The organism is Limibacillus sp., from assembly GCA_037379885.1.
In the GTDB taxonomy this organism is placed as follows: domain Bacteria; phylum Pseudomonadota; class Alphaproteobacteria; order Kiloniellales; family CECT-8803; genus JARRJC01.
Window position 1 is genome coordinate 1 of the sequence record JARRJC010000042.1, and the last position, 20,211, is coordinate 20,211.

The following is a 20,211-nucleotide window of genomic DNA, read 5'->3' on the forward strand; positions in this document are numbered from 1 at the left end:
CCATTAACAACATTCTGGGCAAGGCGACATGTTGAAACCAAAAACCACGACGCTGAAGGCTGCTGCGCCTCAAGCTGAGATTAGCAACGATTGGCCCAAGGTCATCGGTTGGCTGCAGAAGTCGAGAAGCTACAAAGCGCTTGAAGTGGACATGGACGTCGATAGTGGCGTGCTCTGGACCATGATGCGTCACCATGGCGTTCCTTGTGTCGAGGAGACCTTCCTCTCCGAAGGTCGCCAGCTGCAGGACATGGTGCGTCACACTTACCTGCGCGCCGAACCCTCGGTCATTCCCTTCAAGTACATGGTTTTCGGCAGCACCACGCCGGGCATCTTCAGTTTGGGCGGCAACCTCCGTCTCTTCGTGCAGTTGATCCGGGAGGGGCGCAGGGGCGACCTGCTTTCCTATGCCACCAACTGTGTGGACCTTGTCTACAACAACGCCATGTGCAACGGCCTGCCGGTCATGACGATCTCGCTTGTTCAGGGCGACGCTCTTGGCGGCGGGTTCGAGGCGGCAATCTCTTCCAACTACGTGATCGCGGAGCGCAGCGCGAAGTTCGGCCTGCCGGAGGTCTTGTTCAATCTTTTCCCCGGCATGGGTGCTTACAGCCTGATCGCCCGCCGGGTCGACACGGTGGTTGCGGAACGGATGATTCTCTCCGGCAAGATCTACACGGCTGAAGAGCTCTACGAGGTCGGCCTTGTCGACATGCTGGTGGAGGACGGCGAAGGCAAGTCGGCCGTTATGGACTTTGCCGCCAGGAACGCGCGCCGCCATGCCGCAAACCTCGCGATCTATCGCGCCAGGCACCGCGTGAATCCGCTCTCCTATGAAGAGCTCTACGACACCACGGTGGATTGGGTCGATACCGCGCTTACCCTCGGCGAGGAAGATCTTCGCAAGATGGAACGTCTGGCTCTCATGCAGGAACGCAGGGCAGCCCGTCCCCTTGAGGGGTAACGCGCAGGAACCACAAAGCAAAGAGGGCCCGGCAGAAATGCCGGGCCTTTTTGCTGTAGCGCTTCAGCCGTGCAGCTTCTGTTCCAGGAAGGCGTCGAAGGCGTTGCTGCTGTCGTGGAACTCGCTGCCGATCTGGTCCGAGAAGCGGGCGGCCTGAGCTTCGAATTCACGCATGCTCAACTGCCGCGCGCGCTCCAGAGTTCCAGCCAGACGAAGCGCGCCGATATCCTCAGCGCTCTCATGGAGTTCGACGCAAAGCTCGATGAACTTGTTGTACCGCTGACTTTGCGCGGCTAGTTCCAAACGCTTCAAGGTGCGCTTCCCGTGTTCCTTGAAGGCGCTGAGCAGTTCCTCCGCGAGGGATTTGCCGTGGTCTTCCTCCAAAAGCGTTTCCAAGACCGACTTGTCCACCAGGGGACTGCGCTCCCGGCTGTCGAACCGGGGGTGGGTCAGCACTTTCCCAGAGAGAACCTTGAAATCGCGATTCTGAGGTGGCGCCTCTCCCTCGTCGCTTTCCGCGGGAACCATCTCCATCACCGCCTGCAATAAGCGTTGCGGTTCGATCGGCTTCGTCAAACAGGCATTCATGCCGGCGGCCAAAAGCGCATCGCGAGCTTCGGAGGTGGCGTCTGCGGTAAAACCGATGATCGGCACCTGCTTGCCGCCGAGTTCTTGCATTCGAATGAGCTTCGCCGCCTCGATGCCGCTCATCCGAGGCATATGCATGTCCATCAGCAAGATATCGAAGCTGTCTTTGTCCAAGGCCTCCAGGGCGGCTTCGCCATCGTCGGCCAACACGACCTCGTGCCCGGCGCGCTGCAAAGTCATGGCGATGACCCGCTGGTTCATCGGGTTGTCCTCAGCAACGAGGATCTTGAGGGCGCGGGGCGCGCTTGCGGGCTTCTTCGTCTCCGATGCCGTCGGCCGCGAAGTTGACTGGGTCGCCTCGTCGGTTTGCTTGCTGCCTGCCTTGCCGGCGGCAGCAGAGGCGCGTTTGCTTTCCTGCTGCGCCTCTGCCTTCTCCTGCTGATCGCGTTTCTGGCGCGTGCTCTCGGCTCTCTCGGAATAGAACATGGCCTTGCGGTCGCGCCCCAGCGCCGCATGCACCGCATTGTGAAGGCTGTCGTCGTCATCCGGGGAGGTGAGGATCGAAACGAACTGACGCTTGACCGCCATCGAACGCAACCCTTCGGACTCTTTGGCGATAAGGACCCTCGGCGCCTCCAATCCGATCGCGCGAACCGCCGCGATGGCGGAGACGGCATTGCCGGACATGTTGCGGGCGTCGAGCACCACCAACTGCGCGTGATGCTCTTGATCTTCCCAGCCCGCACGGAGCGTGGCCGCCGCCTGCTTGGGGTCTCGGCAGGGGAAAACCGACAAACCCATTGAACGGAGCTGGGTGGCCAGTCCCTGGGTGCCGCCGCCGAAGGACAGGAGGATGGCGCGTCCCTTCAGTGTCTGCTTCTCACCCTCGCTCTCCTTCGGCTCCGACACCTTGAAGGGCATCTCGAACCAGAAAGTGCTGCCGCGTCCGACTTCGCTTTCCACGCCGATTTGACCACCCATGAGCTCGACCAACTGGCGCGAAATCGCAAGCCCGAGGCCGGTGCCGCCATACTTCCGCGTAGTGGTGTCGTCAGCCTGAGTGAAGGTCTCGAAGATACGGGCATGAGCTTCCGGCGGCATTCCGATCCCGGTATCCACTACCTCGAACCGGAGGGTGATCTTGTTATCGTCCGCGGCCAGCAGGCGCGCCTCTGCCAGGACGCCGCCCGTCTCGGTGAACTTGATGGCGTTGGAGGAAAGGTTGATCAGAATCTGGCGCAGATACTGAGCATCTCCCCGCAACGCATAGGGAATGCGGGGGTCGGCGTGAACCTCGAAGAAGAGGCCCTTGCTGGCGGCTTGGTTGTCCACGATCTCGGACACCGCATTCATCACTGAATGCAGGTCGATGTCGTCGTCCTGGATGACCGCCTTGGCGGACTCAATGCGGGAGATGTCCAGGATGTCGTCGATCAACCCGAGCAGCGACTGCCCCGCGGTGGTCACGGAACGCACCATCTCGCGCTGCTCTTCATCGAGGTCGGTCGACCGCAGCAGTTCGCTCATGCCAATGATCGCGTTCAGCGGGGTGCGCAGCTCGTGACTGGTATTGGCGAGGAACCGGCTCTTGGCGCGGTTAGCCTCTTCGGCCTGCGCCTTGGCGCGTCGCAGCTTTGACATAAGGGTGGAAGCATAGCCGGGAAGAACCACGAGCCCGAGCCAAAGGCCCGCCGACAGGGCAGGGTGCTGCTGCCAGTACTCCGAAAAGCTGATGACCAGAGAAAACCCGATCAGACTGCCTACCGTGGAAGCGAAGAGGTAGTTCTCGCCAAAGCGGAAGCCGTTGCCAAACGTGACCCAGAGATAGATCGGATACCAGAAAGCCGCGAAGGATCCCCCAAGGATCAAGGCGAGGGTGATCAGGCAGAGGTCCAAGGCCATCCCCAAGGAACGGCGGATCACCGACTTTCCGGGATCGATCAGGAGATGGACGAGGATGAAGCTCGACAGAAAGGTAAAGACCGTGGCGATCTTGATCGAGGCGATGATCTCGGTCGGGTAGGGCGGCGTCAGGTCCGTCAATACGATGTAGCTGACGCAGTAGAAGATCGTCAGCAAGCCCACGACCAGGCGGATCAATGCCTGCTCGTGCTCGCTGTCCTGACGGTTGCTCAGCCGCCGGACCAGCCAGGAGAGAACTCCATCGTTGTATTCGCTGGACCTCATGGTCGCCTTTGGCCGCCCCCGCGTCTCCCACCTTGAGGGCCGGGTCCTGCAAAGAGCCTCACGCGTACGCCACGAAAGGCCGCTCAATGCAGTGCCACGACTACCCCCCAGGATGATGGTGTCCTGGCAAGAGTCGTGTAAAGCTTAATTCAAGATTTTGTGGGAGAAACTGCCGGTTTCAGGCCTATTTTGTAGTCCTGTCGCGATGACGGCGAGGGTGGACGCCTTCAGCATCGGCAACCCGTTGATCGTGACCGCTCCGGCTGCTGATGAAAACCAGCGCCATCAATCCGCCCCCCACCAGGAAGGTCAAGACGAGCCCACCGATGAGTGCGACCAAGCCGTGAAGGCCGATCTCAACCCCAGCCATGTCATCCCACAGCAGATAAGCGCCGACGCTGCTGACCGCCAGTAGGGTGCCCAGAAAGGCGATCAGGAGGAAGGTCTTCAAGCCTTTGCCTTTCCCTGTGCCGCCACGGTAGCGCTTCTCCGCGATGCTGAGGTCATCGTTCATCCGATAGAGGAGAGGCGAGGCGGTTGGAATGTTCAGCTTCAAGATCTCCTCGTTACTCATTCCATCCAGATGCTTCACCAGAGCGCGCAAACTGTTCCCGTGCGCTGCGATCAGAACCGTTTCACCGGCCCTCAGGCAGGGAACGATACTAGCCTCCCAGTAAGGCAAGACCCGTTGGAGGGTAAGCTCTAGGCTTTCACCGCCCGGCAGATCGTCCGCATCGACATTTGCGTAGCGGCGGTCCCATCGGGGATGCTGTTCATCGTCCGAAGCGAGGAGCGGGGGAGGCGTGTCGTAGCTCCGCCTCCAGATCAAGACCTGCTCATCTCCATATTTGGCGGCGGTCTCAGCTTTGTCCAATCCTTGAAGCGCGCCGTAGTGACGCTCATTCAACTTCCAGCTCCGCTCTACCGGAACCCACATCTGGTCAAGACGATCGAGGGATATCCAAAGCGTCCGGATTGCCCGCTTCAAGACCGAGGTGAAGGCGCGATCAATCTGGAAGCCCTCCGCGGCCAGAAGATCGCCAGCCCGCGTCGCCTCCTTCACACCATCGGGCGTCAAATCCACGTCGACCCAACCGGTAAAGCGGTTCTCAAGGTTCCACTGACTTTGACCATGACGGAGGAGGATCAAATCGGGCATGAGGGTGTCCTTGTGCGTATAGTCACGACTGGTACGGCGGTCCGGCGACCATGATTGGGCTTTTGGAACACGAGACTTGAGATTTATCAAGTCTGGGCGAGGATGAGCGGAGAACCCTCATCCGGGGCGCGGGGAGCGATAGGGACACGATGTTCAAGGGATACGAACTTAAACGCGTGAGCGGCGAGGGGGCCGAGATAAACCTTCGGATCGGCGGCAAGGGACCGCCACTCCTGCTTATCCATGGTTACCCGCAGACCCATGTCATGTGGGCGCCGCTCGCCAAGAGGCTCGCCGCGACCTTCACCGTGGTTTGTCCGGATCTTCGCGGCTATGGAGATTCGTCAAAGCCGGATCCGGGAGACGATCACTCCGGTTATTCCAAGCGGGCGATGGCGAATGACTTGGTTCGGGTCATGGAAGAACTGGGATTCGACCGCTTCAGCGTCGCGGGCCATGACCGCGGCGCGCGCGTGACGCATCGGATGATGTTGGATCACGAAGCGAGGCTTGAGCGCGCCGCCGTGCTCGATATCGCTCCCACGCTCGCCATGTACGAAGGAACCGACATGGCCTTCGCAAAGGCCTACTACCACTGGTTCTTTCTGATTCAACCGGCCGACTTTCCGGAGCGCCTGATCGGCGGCGACCCAGAGTTCTACCTGCGCTCCACCCTAGCAGCCTGGAGCGGTACGAAGGATTTCTACAGCGAGGAGGCCTTTGCGGAGTATCTCCGCTGCTTTTCCGATCCAGCCACGATTCATGCGACCTGCGAGGACTACAGAGCGGGCGCTTCCATCGACCTGACGCTGGACCGCGCAGATCTTGGCCGGAAGTCCAGCGTACCGCTTCTCGTTCTGTGGGGTGAGAAGGGACTCGTCGGCCGCACATACGATGTGCTGAGCATCTGGAAGGAGCGCGCGCATCGGGTGGAAGGCCGGGCGCTGCCTTGCGGACATTTCGTGCCGGAGGAGCAGCCCGAGGCGACGGCTGACGCCCTGATCGAATTTTTTCACCGCTAGTGAAATCCGCATCCATGACCTGTTATAGAGGCCGTCGGCTCCCTATTTCTGATCAACGGGCGCTCAACGGAGCGGAGCAGGGATGAAAGAACGCCAGAAGACTGAGCGCAAAGAAAGCGGTGGATCCAGCCATGGACGGATTCACGGCCCATTCGGCTTGCGCCTCAGAAGCTACTTTCTCGCCGGCGTTCTGGTCACCGCGCCTCTCGGCCTGACGATCTGGCTGATATGGCGCTTCATTTCCTTCATCGATTCGACCGTAAAGCCGCTTATCCCGCCGCGCTGGAACCCGGAGACCTACCTGGAGCAGTGGGTTCACCTGCCGTACTTCGACATCCCTGGACTGGGGGTCATCATAGCCCTGGTGGGCCTCACCCTGATCGGCTTTCTGGCCGCCGGATATCTTGGACGCGCCCTGATGCGGACAGGGGAGAGGCTGGTAAGCCGAATTCCATTTTTCCGTAGTATTTATAGCTCAATAAAGCAAGTCCTTGAGACATTGCTTCAGCAAGATGCATCGGCATTCCGCCGCGTGGTGCTGGTTGAGTATCCGCGCCGCGGCTCTTGGGCGGTGGGCTTTGTCACCGGCGAAACCGAAGGGGAGGTTCAGCGCCTGACGGACGCCACGACGATCAATGTTTTCATTCCCGCCACGCCCAACCCCACAACCGGGTTCTTGCTCTTCATTCCAAGCAATGAGGTATACGACCTCGATATCTCCGTTGAAGCTGGCGTCAAGCTGGTCGTTTCAGGGGGTATCGTCCCGCCGGCTACGGACGAGGCCAAGCGGAAGGCTCGACTGAACGGGACGGCTCTGGAGCCTTCCAGCGAGGAGAAAGAGGAACAGACGCGCAAGCGCTCAAGCTTTCTGGGGCGCCTGCGGACCTATTTCTTTACCGGCGTATTGGTCACGGTACCGATCAGCCTGACAGTCTGGCTGGCGCTTGAGGTTCTGGCCTTTGTCGACTCCCGGGTCGTCCCCTTGATCCCTGATCGCTGGAACCCTGACACCTACCTGCCATTCTCGATCCCGGGCCTGGGACTTCTCATCCTGGTGGTCTTCCTAATCATCGTCGGCATGATCGCCGCCGGCGTGCTCGGGCGGGCCGCCATGGGCGTGGCTGACAGGTTTGTCGCGCGCTTGCCGGTCGCCCGCTCGATCTACAGCGCGATCAAGCAGATCGTCGAAACCATCATTGCCCAGCAGTCCAATGCTTTTCGGGATGTGGTGCTATTCGAGTACCCCCGCAAAGGCTCCTGGGCGATCGGCTTCGTCACGGGAAAGACCGAGGGGCACATTCAGGAACTGACCAAGGACGACGTGGTCAATATTTTCCTGCCGACGACGCCGAACCCCACATCGGGATTCCTGCTTTTCGTGCCGCGCGCCGAGACGCAGAAACTCTCCATGACGGTGGAGGAGGGGCTGAAGATGGTGGTTTCGGGTGGGATCATCACGCCCCAAGACCCGAAGGCCGCAGCCACGGAGGAAGAGACCCAGGCACTCAAGCGCGCCTGAGCCTTATCCGGACCTCAAGTATCTGACGGCGTTGTCCCGCTCGAACAGATAGAGCAGCGTGCGCAGCGCCTTGCCGCGCGCACCCTTCAAATCCGGATCCCGTTCCACGATCAGCTTGGCGTCGTCTCTGGCCATCGCCAGCAAATCGTCATGGATGGCAATGTCGGCCAAGCGGAAACTCGGCATGCCGCTTTGACGGGTCCCCAGGACCTCGCCAGCGCCTCTCAGCCTCAGGTCCTGTTCAGCGATCTTGAAGCCGTCTTCGGTTTCGCGCATTACCTCAAGCCGTGCCCTGGCGACGCTGCCGAGCGGTTGCTGGTAGAGCAGGAGGCAACTCGACTTCTCGGAGCCTCGCCCGATGCGGCCTCGCAACTGATGAAGTTGGGAAAGGCCAAAGCGCTCGGCGTGTTCAATCACCATGACCGTGGCCTCCGGCACGTCCACTCCCACCTCGATGACGGTGGTCGCGACCAGAACCGTGACCTCTCCTGCCTTGAAGGCGGTCATGACCGCGTCCCGCTCGGGGCCTTTCATGCGGCCATGCACCAGCCCCACTTTTTCCCCGAATACCTTCCTCAGATGCTGTAGGCGCTCCTCCGCCGCAGCGAGATCGCTGTTCTCCGATTCCGATATCAGGGGACAGACCCAATAGACCCGCGCGCCGCCATCCAGAGCCCGCTTCAGGCCCTCAACAACATCGGGAAGGCGCTCCAACGGCAAGGTTCTGGTGTCGACCGGCTTCCGGCCCGCGGGCTTCTCGGTCAACTGCGAGCTGACCATGTCGCCATAGGCCGTCAGCATGAGAGTCCGCGGTATGGGCGTGGCGGTCATGACCAGCACATCCACCTGCTCGCCCTTTGCCGCGAGGTTCAGGCGCTGATGCACACCGAACCGGTGTTGTTCGTCGATCACGGCGAAGGCGAGGTCCTTGAAGGCCACCTCTTGCTGGAACAGGGCATGGGTGCCGACCGCAAGCGCCGCGCGGCCCTCCGCCAAGGCGGCGAGCCTTTCGCCTCTCGCCTTACTCTTGTCGCGCCCGGTCAGCAGGATGATCTCCACGCCTGCCGCCTCCGCAAGCGGCTTGAGGGTTTCATAGTGCTGGCGCGCCAGTATCTCGGTCGGCGCCATGATGGCGGCCTGCGCGCCTGACTCCACGGCGATCAGCATGGCGAGCAGGGCGACCACTGTCTTGCCGCTGCCGACATCCCCCTGGAGAAGGCGCAGCATGCGCCCGCTATCCGCCATGTCGGCCTCGATCTCCGATACCGCCCGCAGCTGAGACGACGTGAGACTGAAAGGCAGGGCCTCAATGACCTTCCGGCGCAGGTGCCCGTCCCCCCTGATCACGCGCCCCGGTTTGCGTTTCATGGCTGCCCGCATCAGCACGAGGGCCAACTGGTTGGCCAGAAGCTCGTCATAGGCCAAGCGCCGGCGGCTCGGCGTGGTCGGCGCCAAATCGCTGTTCTCCTGTGGAGAGTGGGCCTTTTCCAGGGCTTCACGCCAGGGCGCCCAGCCCTCCCGCCCAACCAGAGCCGGGTCACACCACTCGGGCAGTTCCGGGGCCAGCTTCACCGAGGCGGCGACCGCCTTGGAGACGAGCTTTAAGGAGAGCCCGGCGGTCAAGGGGTAGACCGGCTCGACCTTTTGGAGTTCCTTGCGGTCCTGGGGGCGCCCGACGTGGTCGGGATGGGTCATCTGTGGCCGCCCGCCGAAAATCTCCACCCGACCAGAGACCAATACCTGCTCGCCAATCGGCAAAAGGCGGTTCAGATAGTCGGGCCTTGCATGAAAGAAAACCAGTTCCAGTTCCCCACTGGAGTCGGAGCAAAGAACGCGGTAAGGCTGCCGCGATGTTCGGCCCGGCCGGTGGTCCATCACCGTCAGCTCGATGGTCGCGACTCGGCCAGGTTCGGCCTCGGCGGCTTTCGGCGCATAACGTCTGTCGATCAAACCGCTGGGCAGGTGCCAGCAGAGGTCGACCACCTTCGGACCGGCGAGTTGCTCGAAGAGCTTGGCGAGCCGCGGCCCCACGCCGGCTAGGCTTGTGATCGGCTGGAACAGGGGGAAAAGGATTTCCGGTCTCACCTTCGCTTCGCTCACTTCCGCCGACCCGGCCCAGATAAAGAGGGCTGGGGATCATACTAGGAGAAAGCGCCGCCCGGAGGGATTGCCCGGCTGACAGCGCCGCCGCTTCGCTCTATATCCTACGCCAGCTTCATGGAAGAGAGACAATGACCGATCCCGAATTTAGCCGCGACGATCTCGAAATACGCCGCAAGCGCTTGCGCTTCCGCGCCTGGCATCGGGGCACCAAGGAGGCGGATCTTCTGATAGGCCCCTTCGCGGACTCGGCTCTGGCCGGCATGGGCCACGAGGATCTGGATGAGTTCGAAACGATTCTGAGGCTGCCCGATCCCAGCCTGGTCACTTGGCTGACCGGCCAAATCCCTCTTCCTGAAGACCTTGAGACGCCCATCATGCGGGCCATGATCGACTTTCAGAAAGATAAGTAGACGCCTGGAATGAAAGATCTTTTTGCAGCTGGGCAACCGCTGGCTCTAAGCCGGGCGCCAGAGGGGGTGGACGGCTGGTTCCTGGCCAAAAGCCTGACGCCTGCAGCGGGGCGTACGCTGCTCCATGTCGCGCGGGACGATGCGCGGATGGCAAGGTTGGCGGAACTGGTGCGCTTCTTCGACGACCGCCCCGAGGTTTTGATTCTTCCCGCCTGGGACTGCCTGCCCTACGACCGGGTCGGGCCGCATCGTGACATCGTCTCCCGACGCATCGACAGCTTGAGCCGGCTGCTGCAGCCGGCGCCCAAAGCCGGGCGGCTGGTCATCACGACGGTCAACGCCTTCCTGCAACGGGTACCGCCCCGCAGCCTCTTTGAAGGCCGGGTCCTGAACCTGAAGCCCGGGTCCCGCTGTGCGCCGGAGGAGTTGATCGCTTTCCTGCGTGAGAACGGATATTTCCGGGTGAATACGGTGGGCGAGCCGGGGGAGTACGCGTTGCGGGGCGGGATCGTCGATGTCTTCGCATCCGGACAGGAACTGCCGGTCCGTCTCGATTTCTTCGGGGATGAACTGGAACAGCTGCGCTCTTTCGACCCCTTGAGTCAGAGGAGCAGCGGGGCGCTGCCAGAGCTTGTCCTGCGCCCGGTCAATGAGCTTCTGCTGGATGAGGAGAGCATCGCCCGCTTTCGCTCAGGCTACCGGGAATCTTTCGGTGTCTCCGGTCTCGCAGACCCTCTCTACGAGGCTGTCAGCGAAGGCCGACCGCAACAGGGCATGGAGCACTGGTTGCCCCTGTTTCATGACCATTTGGAGCGGGTGCTCGACTACTGCCCGGACGATGCCGCCATAACCTTCGATCCCCGCGCCGAGGAAGTTAGGGCCGCGCGACTGGAGGCAGTCCGGGATTTCTATGAAGCAAGGCGCGCCGTAGCCGCAGCAGACCCCAAGGGTCAGGAAGAGGGCGTCTACCATCCTTTGCCGCCAAAGGCGCTCTACCTGGAAGAGAGCGAATGGAATGCCCTACTGGAGAGTCGCGCCCGCGGCTACTTCCATGAGTTTTCCGCACCAGAGACGAGCCGACAGGAGGTGGTCGACCTCGGTGGAGAGCCAGGTCCGTCCTTCGCGGACGCCCGGATCGAGGGCGTGGCCGCGCTCTACAAGGCGCTTGAAGACCATTGCCAGGCTATGGAGCGGGCCAAGCATTCCGTTGTGATCGTGAGCGCCACCGAGGGGGCGCGGGAACGGTTTCGCGGCTTGCTGGCCGAGCATCTTACCCGCCCGATCGTCACGGTCGAGAGCTGGGAAGAGGCCAAAGCGCTTCCGGTTGGAACCATTGGATTGATCCTGCTGGATGCCGAGCGCGGTTTCACCATCGGTGGTGTGAGCTTTGTTTCCGAACAGGACATTCTGGGTCAACGCTTGGGCCGCGCCAGCAAGAGCAAACGCCGGTCTGACAACTTCCTGAGCGAAGTCTCCTCCATTTCCGAAGGCGACATCGTTGTCCATGTGGATCACGGCATCGGACGCTATGACGGACTGCTCACCATCGATGTCGGTGGGGCGCCCCACGACTGCTTGAAGGTCGTCTACCACGGCGGCGACCGGCTCTTTGTTCCGGTGGAGAATATCGAGGTGCTGTCCCGCTACGGCTCTGATTCCAGTTCCGTCGAGCTGGACAGGCTGGGGCAGGGGCAGTGGCAGGCCCGGCGCGCCCAGGTCCGCGCGCGCCTGAAGATGATCGCCGAGCAACTGATGAAGATCGCTGCGCAGCGGGAACTTCGCTCACTTCCGCCCATCGAACAGCCGGCCGGACTTTATGAGGAGTTCTGCGCGCGCTTTCCCTATCCCGAGACCGAGGACCAGGAGCGCGCCATCTCCCAGGTGATCGATGATCTTTCCTCAGGCCGGCCAATGGACCGTTTGGTTTGCGGAGACGTCGGCTTCGGAAAGACAGAAGTCGCCCTGCGTGCGGCCTTCCTCGTCGCCTTGTCCGGCCAGCAGGTCGCCCTGATCGTTCCCACCACACTCCTGGCGCGCCAGCACTATGCGACCTTCAAGGAGCGCTTCGCCGGCATGCCGGTCCGGATCGGCATGCTGTCCCGCCTGGTCGGCGCAAAGGACTCCAAGTTGGTAAAGGAGGAGCTGTCCAAAGGCACCCTGGACATCGTGATCGGTACCCACACGCTCTTGGGCGAGGGGGTCAAGGCCAAGCGCCTGGGCATGGTGATCGTGGACGAGGAGCAGCACTTCGGCGTGAAGCAGAAGGAAAAGCTGAAACAGCTGCGCGCGGACGTCCACGTCCTGACTCTCTCCGCAACGCCGATACCCCGGACCCTGCAGATGGCCATGTCGGGCCTGCGGGAAATGAGCCTGATCGCAACGCCACCTGTCGACCGGCTCGCCGTGCGGACCTTTGTTCTGCCCTATGATCCCATCGTCGTCCGCGAGGCGATCCTGCGTGAACTCCATCGCGGCGGCCAAAGCTTTTATGTCTGCCCGAGGCTTGAGGACCTGCCTCTTCTCGAGCAGCGGCTAAAGGACCTCGTACCGGAAGTGAAGGTTGGCATCGCCCACGGCCGCCTGACGCCCAATGAACTGGAAGAGGTCATGACCGGCTTCTACGAGCGGCGTTTCGACGTGCTGCTCTCAACCAACATCGTGGAGTCGGGGCTGGATATCCCGACGGCGAATACCCTGATCATTCACCGGGCGGATATGTTCGGGCTATCGCAGCTCTATCAGCTCCGGGGCCGGATCGGGCGGGGGAAGATCCGGGGCTATGCCTATCTGACGCTTCCGCCGGGCCGCCTGCTGTCAAGCACGGCGCAGCGCCGCCTGCACGTGATGCAGACCTTGGACCACCTCGGCGCAGGCTTCACCCTTGCCAGCCACGATCTGGATATCCGTGGCGCGGGCAACTTGCTGGGTGAAGAGCAGTCAGGACACATCCGGGAAGTCGGGGTTGAGCTGTACCAGCAGATGCTCGAAGAGGCCGTCGCGACAGCGAAGGGGGAGGCGGAAACGTCCGAGTTGCCCGATGCCTGGTCGCCACAACTGAATCTTGGCACCTCGGTCTTGATCCCGGAGGCCTACGTGGCCGATCTGGATGTCCGTCTCGGACTCTATCGCCGCCTGTCTCAGCTTGAAGACAGGCAGGAAATCGAGGCCTTCGCCGCCGAACTCATCGACCGTTTCGGCCCGCTGCCGGAGGAAGTGGAAAACCTGCTGGATGTCATGACCATCAAGCAGCTCTGCCGCCGGGCCTGCGTAGAGAAGGTGGACTCCGGCCCCAAAGGTCTGGTGATCGCTTTCCACAACGATAGCTTCCCGAACCCGGGCGCCCTCGTATCCCTGATCCAGCAGCAAGTCGGAAAGGTGCAGCTAAGGCCCGACCATCGTCTGGTCTATCGCCGTTCCTGGACCTCTTCGCGCGACCGGCTGAAGGGCGTGCGTCTCCTGTTGAACGACCTCGCGGAGATGGCGCAGGCGGCCTAGGCCTCCTGCTCTTCGACGCCGGGCAGGGTTCCATCCTCTGACGCCAGAAGACTGTCGATCACCTTGCGGAGAACGCTGGGGTCCTGCGCGCCAGAAAGGGCATAGCGCCCGTTGAAGATGAAGCAGGGCACGCCGTTGATGCCCTGCTGGCGCGCATAGAGGTCTTCGGCGAGGATCTCCTCGCGGTGTTCATCGCCTGCGATGAAGGCTTCGGCTTCCGCCTTGTCGAGGCCGGCCTCCACCGCCAGTTCGACAAGCACAGCATCGTCGCCGATATTCTGGCCTTCCAGGAAGTAGGCCTTGAAGAGGCGTTCGACCACGGCATCCTGCTTGCCCTGGCTGCTGGCGAAGCGGACCAGGCGATGTGACTGCACCGAGTTCGGCGTCCGCTCGATCGACTTGAATTGGAAATCGATGCCTTCGCCGTCGCCCGCGCTGGCGATCTGCTGATAGACCTGTTGCGCGCCGTCCGGACCGCCGAACTTGGTCTCCAGGTACTGGCGGCGATCCATGCCTTCCGCCGGCATGTCAGGGTTCAATTGAAAGGCGCGCCAATGGATCTCGACTTCCTCGGGTTGCACACCCTCCAGCGCACGCTCCAACCGTCGCTTGCCGATGAAGCACCAGGGGCAAACCGTGTCGGAGAAGATGTCGATACGCATAGGAAATGTGGCTCCTTGGTTTCTGTGCGCGCAGGAGGCGTTGTGGCGCTTGATTAATCCAGCTCACGTCCGCAACCTTAGGCGAAGAAGCCGCTGAACGCGACCCGCCGTGGGACAATAAGCAGGTAGGGAGGATGAGACATGACGGCAAGCGACGGTGCCGACATCTTCGAGCGCGACCTGGAAAAGGGCGCGGCGAACTACGTGCCGCTTTCGCCAATCTCCTTCCTTTTCCGCTCGGCGGCGGTTTACCCGGATAAGACGGCCGTTGTGCATGGGCAGACCCGCATGACTTACCGCGAGTTCAAGGATCGTTGCTGCCGTTTCGCCTCGGCCCTCGTAAAGCGCGGGATCGGGAAGGGTGAGAGCGTGGCGATACTGGCCGCCAACACTCCGCCACTGCTGGAAGCTCACTACGCCGTTCCCATGGCGGGCGCGGTCTTGAACGCGCTTAACACGCGCCTGGATCCAGCGACCATCGCCTTCATCCTCAAGCATGGCGAGGCCAAGATCCTGATCGCCGACAGCGAGTACTCGGAGGTTATTGGCAAGGCCCTCGCCATGCTCGACACCCCGCCCACCGTCATCGATTTCGATGATCCCGAGGGCGAGGGCGGGGCGCTGCTCGGCTCTCTCGACTACGACGCCTTGCTGGCGGAGGGTGATCCCTCCTTCGAAGGCAACCGGCTTGAGGACGAGTGGCAGGCGCTCGCGCTCAACTACACCTCCGGCACGACCGGCGACCCCAAAGGGGTGGTCTATCACCACAGAGGTGCCTACCTGAACGCGCTCGGGAACCTCGTGGCTTTCGGTTTGACGCCGGAGACGGTCTACCTCTGGACCCTGCCGATGTTCCACTGCAATGGCTGGACCTATACCTGGGCGGTCACGGCGGCTTCCGGGACCCATGTCTGCCTGCGCCGGGTCGATCCCGCGCTGATCTATCCGCTGATCGGTGAGGAGCGGGTCACTCACATGTGCGGCGCACCCATCGTGCTCAACCTACTGGCGCACGCTCCCTCGGAGTTGAAAGAGCTTTTCCAGCACCGCGTCCGCATCGCAACGGGCGGAGCGGCGCCGCCCTCGGCAGTGATTCAGCGCATGGCGGCTGCCGGGTTTGACGTCTTGCATCTCTATGGTCTGACGGAGTGTTACGGTCCCGCGACGCTCTGCGCCTGGCAAAGCAATTGGGAGGATCTTCCCGACCGGGAGAAGTCGGAGAAGATGGCGCGTCAGGGCGTCAAACACGTGACCTTGGAGGAAGCCCTGGTGATCGATCCCGACACCATGGAACCGGTCCCCTGGGACGGCGAAACCATGGGCGAGATCATGCTGCGTTCGAATACCGTGATGAAGGGCTACCTCAAGAACCCGTCGGCCACGGAGAAGGCCCTGAACGGCGGCTGGTTCCACACCGGCGACCTCGGCGTCCAGCACCCGGACGGATACATTGAAGTCAAGGATCGGGCCAAGGACATCATCATCTCCGGTGGCGAGAATATCTCCAGCCTGGAGGTGGAAGAGGCGCTCTACCGGCACCCCAAGATCCTGGAGGCCGCCGTGGTGGCCAAGCCGGACGAGAAATGGGGAGAAACCCCTTGCGCCTTCGTGACGCTCCAAGAAGGACAGCAGGCGGATCCTCAGGAGATCGTAGACTACTGCCGCGGCGTCTTGGCAGGATTTAAGGTGCCCAGGACCATCATCTTCGGACCCTTGCCAAAGACATCGACCGGCAAGATCCAGAAATTTGATCTAAGGGAGAGAGCAAAGACCCTATGACCGATAGCCTCTTTTCTCTCGACGGCCGGGTCGCCCTCGTAACCGGCGCCTCCAGCGGCTTGGGCGCAGGGTTTGCCCGTGTCTTGGCTGGGGCAGGGGCCAAGATCGCCCTGGCGGCCCGGCGCGGCGACAGGTTGGTCGCCCTGGCGAAGGAGCTTCAGGACCAGGGCGCAAGAGCCTTACCCATCGAGGTCGATGTCAGCGACCCGGTGCAGGTCGCCAGAGCGGTGGAGGAAACGGAAACGGAGCTCGGTCCTCTGCGGATCCTGGTGAACAACGCTGGTGTCGCCAAGACGGCGCCGGCCTTGGAAACGCCGCTTGAGGATTGGGATTCGGTCATAGAGGTAAACCTTCGTGGCGCCTGGATCATGGCGCAGGAGGCGGGCCGCGCCATGGCCGCCCATGGCGAGGGCGGGAGCATCATCAACATCGCATCCATTCTGGGGTTAAACGGAACCCAGGGCGTCCCGGCCTACGGCGCGTCAAAAGCCGCCTTGATCAACCTGACCCGGGCGCTTGCGGCGGAGTGGGCGCGTAACGGCATACGGGTCAACGCCTTGGCGCCTGGCTACATAGAGACCGATCTCAACAAGGACTTTCTCGCCAGTCAGGCAGGGGAAGCCATCCGCAAGCGTATCCCCCAACGCCGCTTTGGGCGGCTGCACGATCTGGACGGCCCCTTGCTTTTGCTGGCCGGAGATGCCGGCGGGTTCATGACGGGATCCGTCGTCGTCGTGGACGGTGGGCAGTCATCAATTATATAAATCAAAGAGATATAGGTAGTATCTAACTATGGACTTCAACTTATCTCAAGAGCAGGAACACCTTCGCATCGCCATCCGCGATTTCGTCCAGGGCGAGATATTTCCTCTTGAGGGCGATCCAAGCAGTTACGACGACCATGAGAACATTCGCAGCGACAGGCTCGAAGAGCTGCGCGCCAAGGTGAAGTCGGCCGGTCTATGGGCTCCCCAGATGCCGCTTGCACGCGGCGGGCAGGGCCTCTCCATCGTGGGGATGGCGGCCTGTTATGAGGAAATGGGCCGCTCGATCTTTTGGCCTGTCGCCTTCAACAGCGCGGAGCCGGACGACGGCAAAATGATCGTGCTGGAGAAGGTTGCCCGCCCGGATCAGCAGGACCGTTGGCTGCAGCCTATCGTCGAGGGCAAGGTGCGTTCCGCGTTCGCCATGACGGAACCCATGCCCGGCGCCGGGTCCGACCCCTCGCAGATGCTCACGAAAGCCGAGCGCCAAGGGGATGATTGGGTCGTCAATGGACGGAAATGGTTCATAACCGGGGCGGGCGTGGCCCAGCACTTCATCCTGATCGCCCGGACGTCCGACGATCCGCGGAAGGGTCTGACCGCCTTTCTGTTCGATCGTGACCAGCCAGGGTGGGAGATCGTCCGGCGGATCCCAATCATGGGCCCTGAGGAACACGGCGGTCATTGCGAACTGGTGTTCGAGGGCCTGACGATCCCCGACGAGAACCGCCTGATGGAGGTGGGCGATGGCCTGAAGCTGACCCAGATCCGCCTTGGCACGGCACGCCTGACCCACTGCATGCGCTGGCTTGGCATGGCGCGCCGCGCGCTTGAGATTGCCTCGGCCTATGTCAATGAACGCCGCTCCTTCGGTCAAAGCCTGGCGGATCGGGAGTCGGTGCAGAACCTTCTGGGCGCCGCCGCCATGAAGATCGAAGTGGGGCGGCTCTTGACCATGAAGGCCGCCTGGAAGCTCGATCAGGGAGACTTCGCCCGCAAAGAGGTTTCCATGGCAAAGATCGAGGTGGCCGACGCGCTGCATGAGGCGGTCGACACCGCCATCCAGCTTTGCGGCGCGCGGGGCTACTCGAAAGATACGCCCCTGGAGTGGATGTACCGCTACGCCCGTCAGGCGCGTCTTGTCGATGGCGCTTCAGAGGTCCACCGAATGGTGCTCTGCCGGTTCCTCATGCAGGAAGGGCGCGACTTCTGGAACTGGTCCTGACCTGTCCCAGGGCGGCGAAGACATGCCAATGCTAGAAAGAAAGCAAGACCTTGAGACCTGGCTTGGAGCGCAGGCGGGAGCGCAGGGCGTCACCGTTTCCGATGCCACCCCGCTTACTGGCGGCGCCATTCAGGAGAACTGGAAGCTAACCCTGGAGATCGACGGTGGCCCCTACGACGGGCGGCTGGAGGTGGTCTTGAGAACAGACGCCCCGTCCGGTGTGGCGGTCAGTCTCACGCGTGCCCAGGAATTCGCCCTTCTGAAGGCGGCAGAGGCCGCTGGCGTGAGCGTTCCTGAGCCTCTATGGCTTTGTCAGGATCAAGGCGTGATAGGCCGGCCATTCTATCTTATGCGGTTTCTCCCCGGCGTGGCGCTGGGCCCCAAGGTGGTCAAGGATGAGACCCTTGGCGGTGACCGCGAAGCCCTTGCGCGCCAGTTGGGCGAAGAGATGGCACGCATCCATTCAATCGTTCCGCCGCGCGACGACCTTGCCTTCCTGGAGACACCCGATGGGTCTCCCGCCGAACACGCCGTTAGAAGGTACCGGTCCTATCTGGATGAACTGGGGGAAAGCCGCCCTGCTCTGGAGTGGGGGCTGGCCTGGTGCGCGGCGCAGGCCCCAGACCCTCCAGCGGGTGGCCTAGTCCTCGTTCATCAGGATTTCAGGACCGGGAACTACATGCTGGACGATCAGGGGCTTGTCGCCATCCTGGATTGGGAGTTCTGCGCTTGGGGCGACCCCATGAGCGATCTCGGCTGGTTCCTGGCCGCCTGCTGGCGCTTCGGCCGGCCGGACCGCGAAGCGGGCGGGATCGGCAGCCGGGAGGCGTTTTATGAAGGCTACCGGCGCCAATCGGACCGGGAGATCGACGACGAGGCCGTGGCCTACTGGGAAGTGATGGCGCATATCCGCTGGGCGGTTATTGCGCTTCAGCAAGGCGCCCGGCACTCAAGCGGATCACAGAAGAGCCTGGAGCTTGCCTTGACGGGACGCCTGATAGCGGGGTTGGAACGCGACATCCTCACCCTGACCTCACCGGAACGCTGGAGTGCCGCCTCATGAGCGACCGCCCGAACGCCCTGGAACTGCTGGAGGAGGCGCAGCGCCTGCTGAAGGAGGAACTCGCCCCATCCCTGCAAGGCAAGCAGCGCTTCCATGCGCTCATGGTCGCCAACGCGTTGGGGATTGCCGGACGCGAACTTGGGAGCGCATCGGAGAGGGCGGCACGCTGGGAGGCAGACCTGGAAGCGCTTGGATACAGCTCGGATGAAGAACTGGTAGCCGCGCTGCGAGAGAAGCACGCTGCTGGAGAGCCTGGACTTTACCAGGCCCTTCTGAGAGATGCCGAGGCAAGAGCGGAGATCGTCTCGCCCGGGCTCAAGGAATAACAGGCTTGTTATTTGCCCCCTCGGACCGGGCGTTCTAGAACCGACGCATGGTTCTTCTGAGAAGCCTTCTGTTGGTTCTCTTCATAAGCCCTGCCGCACTGGCGCAGAGCCCACCAAGCTATTGGGCGAGTGAGTGGCCTGAGACAGACTTCACAAAGACCTCCGTCGGTCTTTCTGAAATTCAATCGGGTGGGCCGCCAAAGGATGGCATTCCCTCCATCGACGACCCGAGATTCCTGCCAGCCGATCAGATCGAGGGACTGGCAGGAAGCGAGCCGGTGATCGGCCTTAGCGTGGAGGGGGTCGCCCGCGCCTATCCGCTTCGCATCCTGATCTGGCATGAGATCGTGAACGACGTGATAGCCGGCGTCCCGGTCGCCGTTACCTACTGTCCGCTTTGCAACGCCGCCATCGTGTTCGACCGGCGGGTGGAGGGTGAGGTTCTGGAGTTCGGCACCACCGGGAAGCTGCGCCGCTCAGACCTTGTCATGTACGACCGCCAAAGCGAATCCTGGTGGCAGCAGTTTCTGGGCGAGGCGATCGTTGGCGCGCGGACGGGCCAAAGACTTACCGTTCTGCCTGCAAGACTGGAATCCTTCAGCGCGTTCACGCAGCGGGAAGGAAACGCGGAGGTGCTGGTCCCCAGCGACGAGGACCTCAGGCCCTATGGGTCCAATCCTTACAGCGGCTATGACTCCAGCAGCTTTCCCTTTCTCTATCAGGGTGACCTGCCCGACGGGATCACGCCCTTGGCCTATGTCGTGGCTGTCGGGGATGAAGCCTGGCCCCTCAGCCGCTTGCAGGAAGCCGGGCGCCTGGAAGAGTCGGGCTTGGTCTTGGAATGGAAAAGCGGCATGAACTCCGCCCTGGATAGCAGTGAGATCTCCGAAGGCAGGGATATCGGGCAGGTCGTGGTCACCCGCCAAGGGGCCCTGGTTCCTCACG

14 protein-coding genes and 1 pseudogene are annotated in these 20,211 nt (G+C 62.1%); 11 read left to right on the plus strand and 4 right to left on the minus strand.

The annotated features are described in order from the left end of the window. The first annotated feature begins 28 nt into the window (after nucleotides 1-28). Complete coding sequence (locus tag P8X75_11925; GenBank protein MEJ1995896.1) at nucleotides 29-964, plus strand: crotonase/enoyl-CoA hydratase family protein; 936 nt, start codon at nucleotides 29-31, stop codon at nucleotides 962-964. Between the two features lie 63 nt (nucleotides 965-1,027). Here the strand turns inward: P8X75_11925 and P8X75_11930 are convergent, their stop codons facing one another. Both P8X75_11930 and gpmA read right to left on the minus strand, forming a co-directional pair. Beyond that, nucleotides 1,028-3,595: an ATP-binding protein gene (locus P8X75_11930; protein MEJ1995897.1), complete on the minus strand. Its 2,568-nt coding sequence runs from the start codon at nucleotides 3,593-3,595 to the stop codon at nucleotides 1,028-1,030. A gap of 625 nt (nucleotides 3,596-4,220) precedes the next feature. After that, a pseudogene (gpmA, locus tag P8X75_11935) lies at nucleotides 4,221-4,898 on the minus strand (2,3-diphosphoglycerate-dependent phosphoglycerate mutase). Nucleotides 4,899-5,047: 149 nt separating this feature from the next. Here gpmA and P8X75_11940 point away from each other — a divergent pair. Together P8X75_11940 and P8X75_11945 are read left to right on the plus strand one after the other, a co-directional pair. Continuing rightward, nucleotides 5,048-5,920 (plus strand): alpha/beta hydrolase, encoded by an 873-nt coding sequence (locus tag P8X75_11940; protein MEJ1995898.1) that lies wholly within the window; start codon nucleotides 5,048-5,050, stop codon nucleotides 5,918-5,920. 82 nt (nucleotides 5,921-6,002) lie between these two features. Then, complete coding sequence (locus P8X75_11945) at nucleotides 6,003-7,439, plus strand: DUF502 domain-containing protein (GenBank protein ID MEJ1995899.1); 1,437 nt, start codon at nucleotides 6,003-6,005, stop codon at nucleotides 7,437-7,439. Between the two features lie 3 nt (nucleotides 7,440-7,442). Here the strand turns inward: P8X75_11945 and recG are convergent, their stop codons facing one another. Next, nucleotides 7,443-9,539 carry an ATP-dependent DNA helicase RecG gene (gene recG, locus P8X75_11950; protein MEJ1995900.1) on the minus strand — a complete coding sequence of 699 codons (2,097 nt, stop codon included), beginning with the start codon at nucleotides 9,537-9,539 and terminating at the stop codon, nucleotides 7,443-7,445. A gap of 131 nt (nucleotides 9,540-9,670) precedes the next feature. Here recG and P8X75_11955 point away from each other — a divergent pair, with 131 nt between their 5' ends. Together P8X75_11955 and mfd are read left to right on the plus strand one after the other, a co-directional pair. Continuing rightward, nucleotides 9,671-9,952 carry a succinate dehydrogenase assembly factor 2 gene (locus P8X75_11955; GenBank protein ID MEJ1995901.1) on the plus strand — a complete coding sequence of 94 codons (282 nt, stop codon included), beginning with the start codon at nucleotides 9,671-9,673 and terminating at the stop codon, nucleotides 9,950-9,952. A gap of 9 nt (nucleotides 9,953-9,961) precedes the next feature. After that, nucleotides 9,962-13,447, plus strand: coding sequence for a transcription-repair coupling factor (gene mfd, locus P8X75_11960; protein ID MEJ1995902.1), 3,486 nt, complete (start codon nucleotides 9,962-9,964; stop codon nucleotides 13,445-13,447). On the opposite strand, the gene P8X75_11965 is transcribed toward mfd, so the two are convergent. Beyond that, complete coding sequence (locus P8X75_11965; protein MEJ1995903.1) at nucleotides 13,444-14,109, minus strand: DsbA family oxidoreductase; 666 nt, start codon at nucleotides 14,107-14,109, stop codon at nucleotides 13,444-13,446. The two genes, mfd and P8X75_11965, sit on opposite strands and share 4 nt — an antisense overlap. Nucleotides 14,110-14,250: 141 nt before the next feature. On the opposite strand from P8X75_11965, the gene P8X75_11970 reads away from it, so the two are divergent. From P8X75_11970 to P8X75_11995, 6 genes are all read left to right on the plus strand, one after another. Continuing rightward, entirely contained in the window at nucleotides 14,251-15,888 is a 1,638-nt protein-coding gene (locus P8X75_11970; protein ID MEJ1995904.1) for an acyl-CoA synthetase, read from the plus strand. Beyond that, a complete protein-coding gene (locus P8X75_11975; protein MEJ1995905.1) occupies nucleotides 15,885-16,652 on the plus strand; it encodes a glucose 1-dehydrogenase in 768 nt (255 codons plus the stop codon). The genes P8X75_11970 and P8X75_11975 overlap by 4 nt, the downstream gene beginning before the upstream one ends. Before the next feature lie 28 nt (nucleotides 16,653-16,680). Continuing rightward, nucleotides 16,681-17,877 carry an acyl-CoA dehydrogenase family protein gene (locus P8X75_11980; protein MEJ1995906.1) on the plus strand — a complete coding sequence of 399 codons (1,197 nt, stop codon included), beginning with the start codon at nucleotides 16,681-16,683 and terminating at the stop codon, nucleotides 17,875-17,877. A 28-nt stretch (nucleotides 17,878-17,905) separates the two neighbouring features. Then, nucleotides 17,906-18,940: a phosphotransferase family protein gene (locus P8X75_11985; GenBank protein ID MEJ1995907.1), complete on the plus strand. Its 1,035-nt coding sequence runs from the start codon at nucleotides 17,906-17,908 to the stop codon at nucleotides 18,938-18,940. Beyond that, a complete protein-coding gene (locus P8X75_11990; GenBank protein ID MEJ1995908.1) occupies nucleotides 18,937-19,266 on the plus strand; it encodes a DUF6285 domain-containing protein in 330 nt (109 codons plus the stop codon). Before P8X75_11985 ends, P8X75_11990 begins: the two co-directional genes overlap by 4 nt. Before the next feature lie 47 nt (nucleotides 19,267-19,313). Next, nucleotides 19,314-20,211, plus strand: an 898-nt coding sequence (locus P8X75_11995) for a DUF3179 domain-containing protein (protein MEJ1995909.1), incomplete at its 3' end; no start/stop codon positions are given.

What these genes read in the sequence shown, in the direction of transcription:
- P8X75_11925 (MEJ1995896.1), top strand. Translation starts at nt 29, where the DNA reads ATGTTGAAACCAAAAACCACGACGCTGAAGGCTGCTGCGCCTCAAGCT.
- P8X75_11940 (MEJ1995898.1), top strand. Translation starts at nt 5,048, where the DNA reads ATGTTCAAGGGATACGAACTTAAACGCGTGAGCGGCGAGGGGGCCGAG.
- P8X75_11945 (MEJ1995899.1), top strand. Translation starts at nt 6,003, where the DNA reads ATGAAAGAACGCCAGAAGACTGAGCGCAAAGAAAGCGGTGGATCCAGC.
- P8X75_11955 (MEJ1995901.1), top strand. Translation starts at nt 9,671, where the DNA reads ATGACCGATCCCGAATTTAGCCGCGACGATCTCGAAATACGCCGCAAG.
- mfd (MEJ1995902.1), top strand. Translation starts at nt 9,962, where the DNA reads ATGAAAGATCTTTTTGCAGCTGGGCAACCGCTGGCTCTAAGCCGGGCG.
- P8X75_11965 (MEJ1995903.1), bottom strand. Translation starts at nt 14,109, where the DNA reads ATGCGTATCGACATCTTCTCCGACACGGTTTGCCCCTGGTGCTTCATC.
- P8X75_11970 (MEJ1995904.1), top strand. Translation starts at nt 14,251, where the DNA reads ATGACGGCAAGCGACGGTGCCGACATCTTCGAGCGCGACCTGGAAAAG.
- P8X75_11975 (MEJ1995905.1), top strand. Translation starts at nt 15,885, where the DNA reads ATGACCGATAGCCTCTTTTCTCTCGACGGCCGGGTCGCCCTCGTAACC.
- P8X75_11980 (MEJ1995906.1), top strand. Translation starts at nt 16,681, where the DNA reads ATGGACTTCAACTTATCTCAAGAGCAGGAACACCTTCGCATCGCCATC.
- P8X75_11985 (MEJ1995907.1), top strand. Translation starts at nt 17,906, where the DNA reads ATGCTAGAAAGAAAGCAAGACCTTGAGACCTGGCTTGGAGCGCAGGCG.
- P8X75_11990 (MEJ1995908.1), top strand. Translation starts at nt 18,937, where the DNA reads ATGAGCGACCGCCCGAACGCCCTGGAACTGCTGGAGGAGGCGCAGCGC.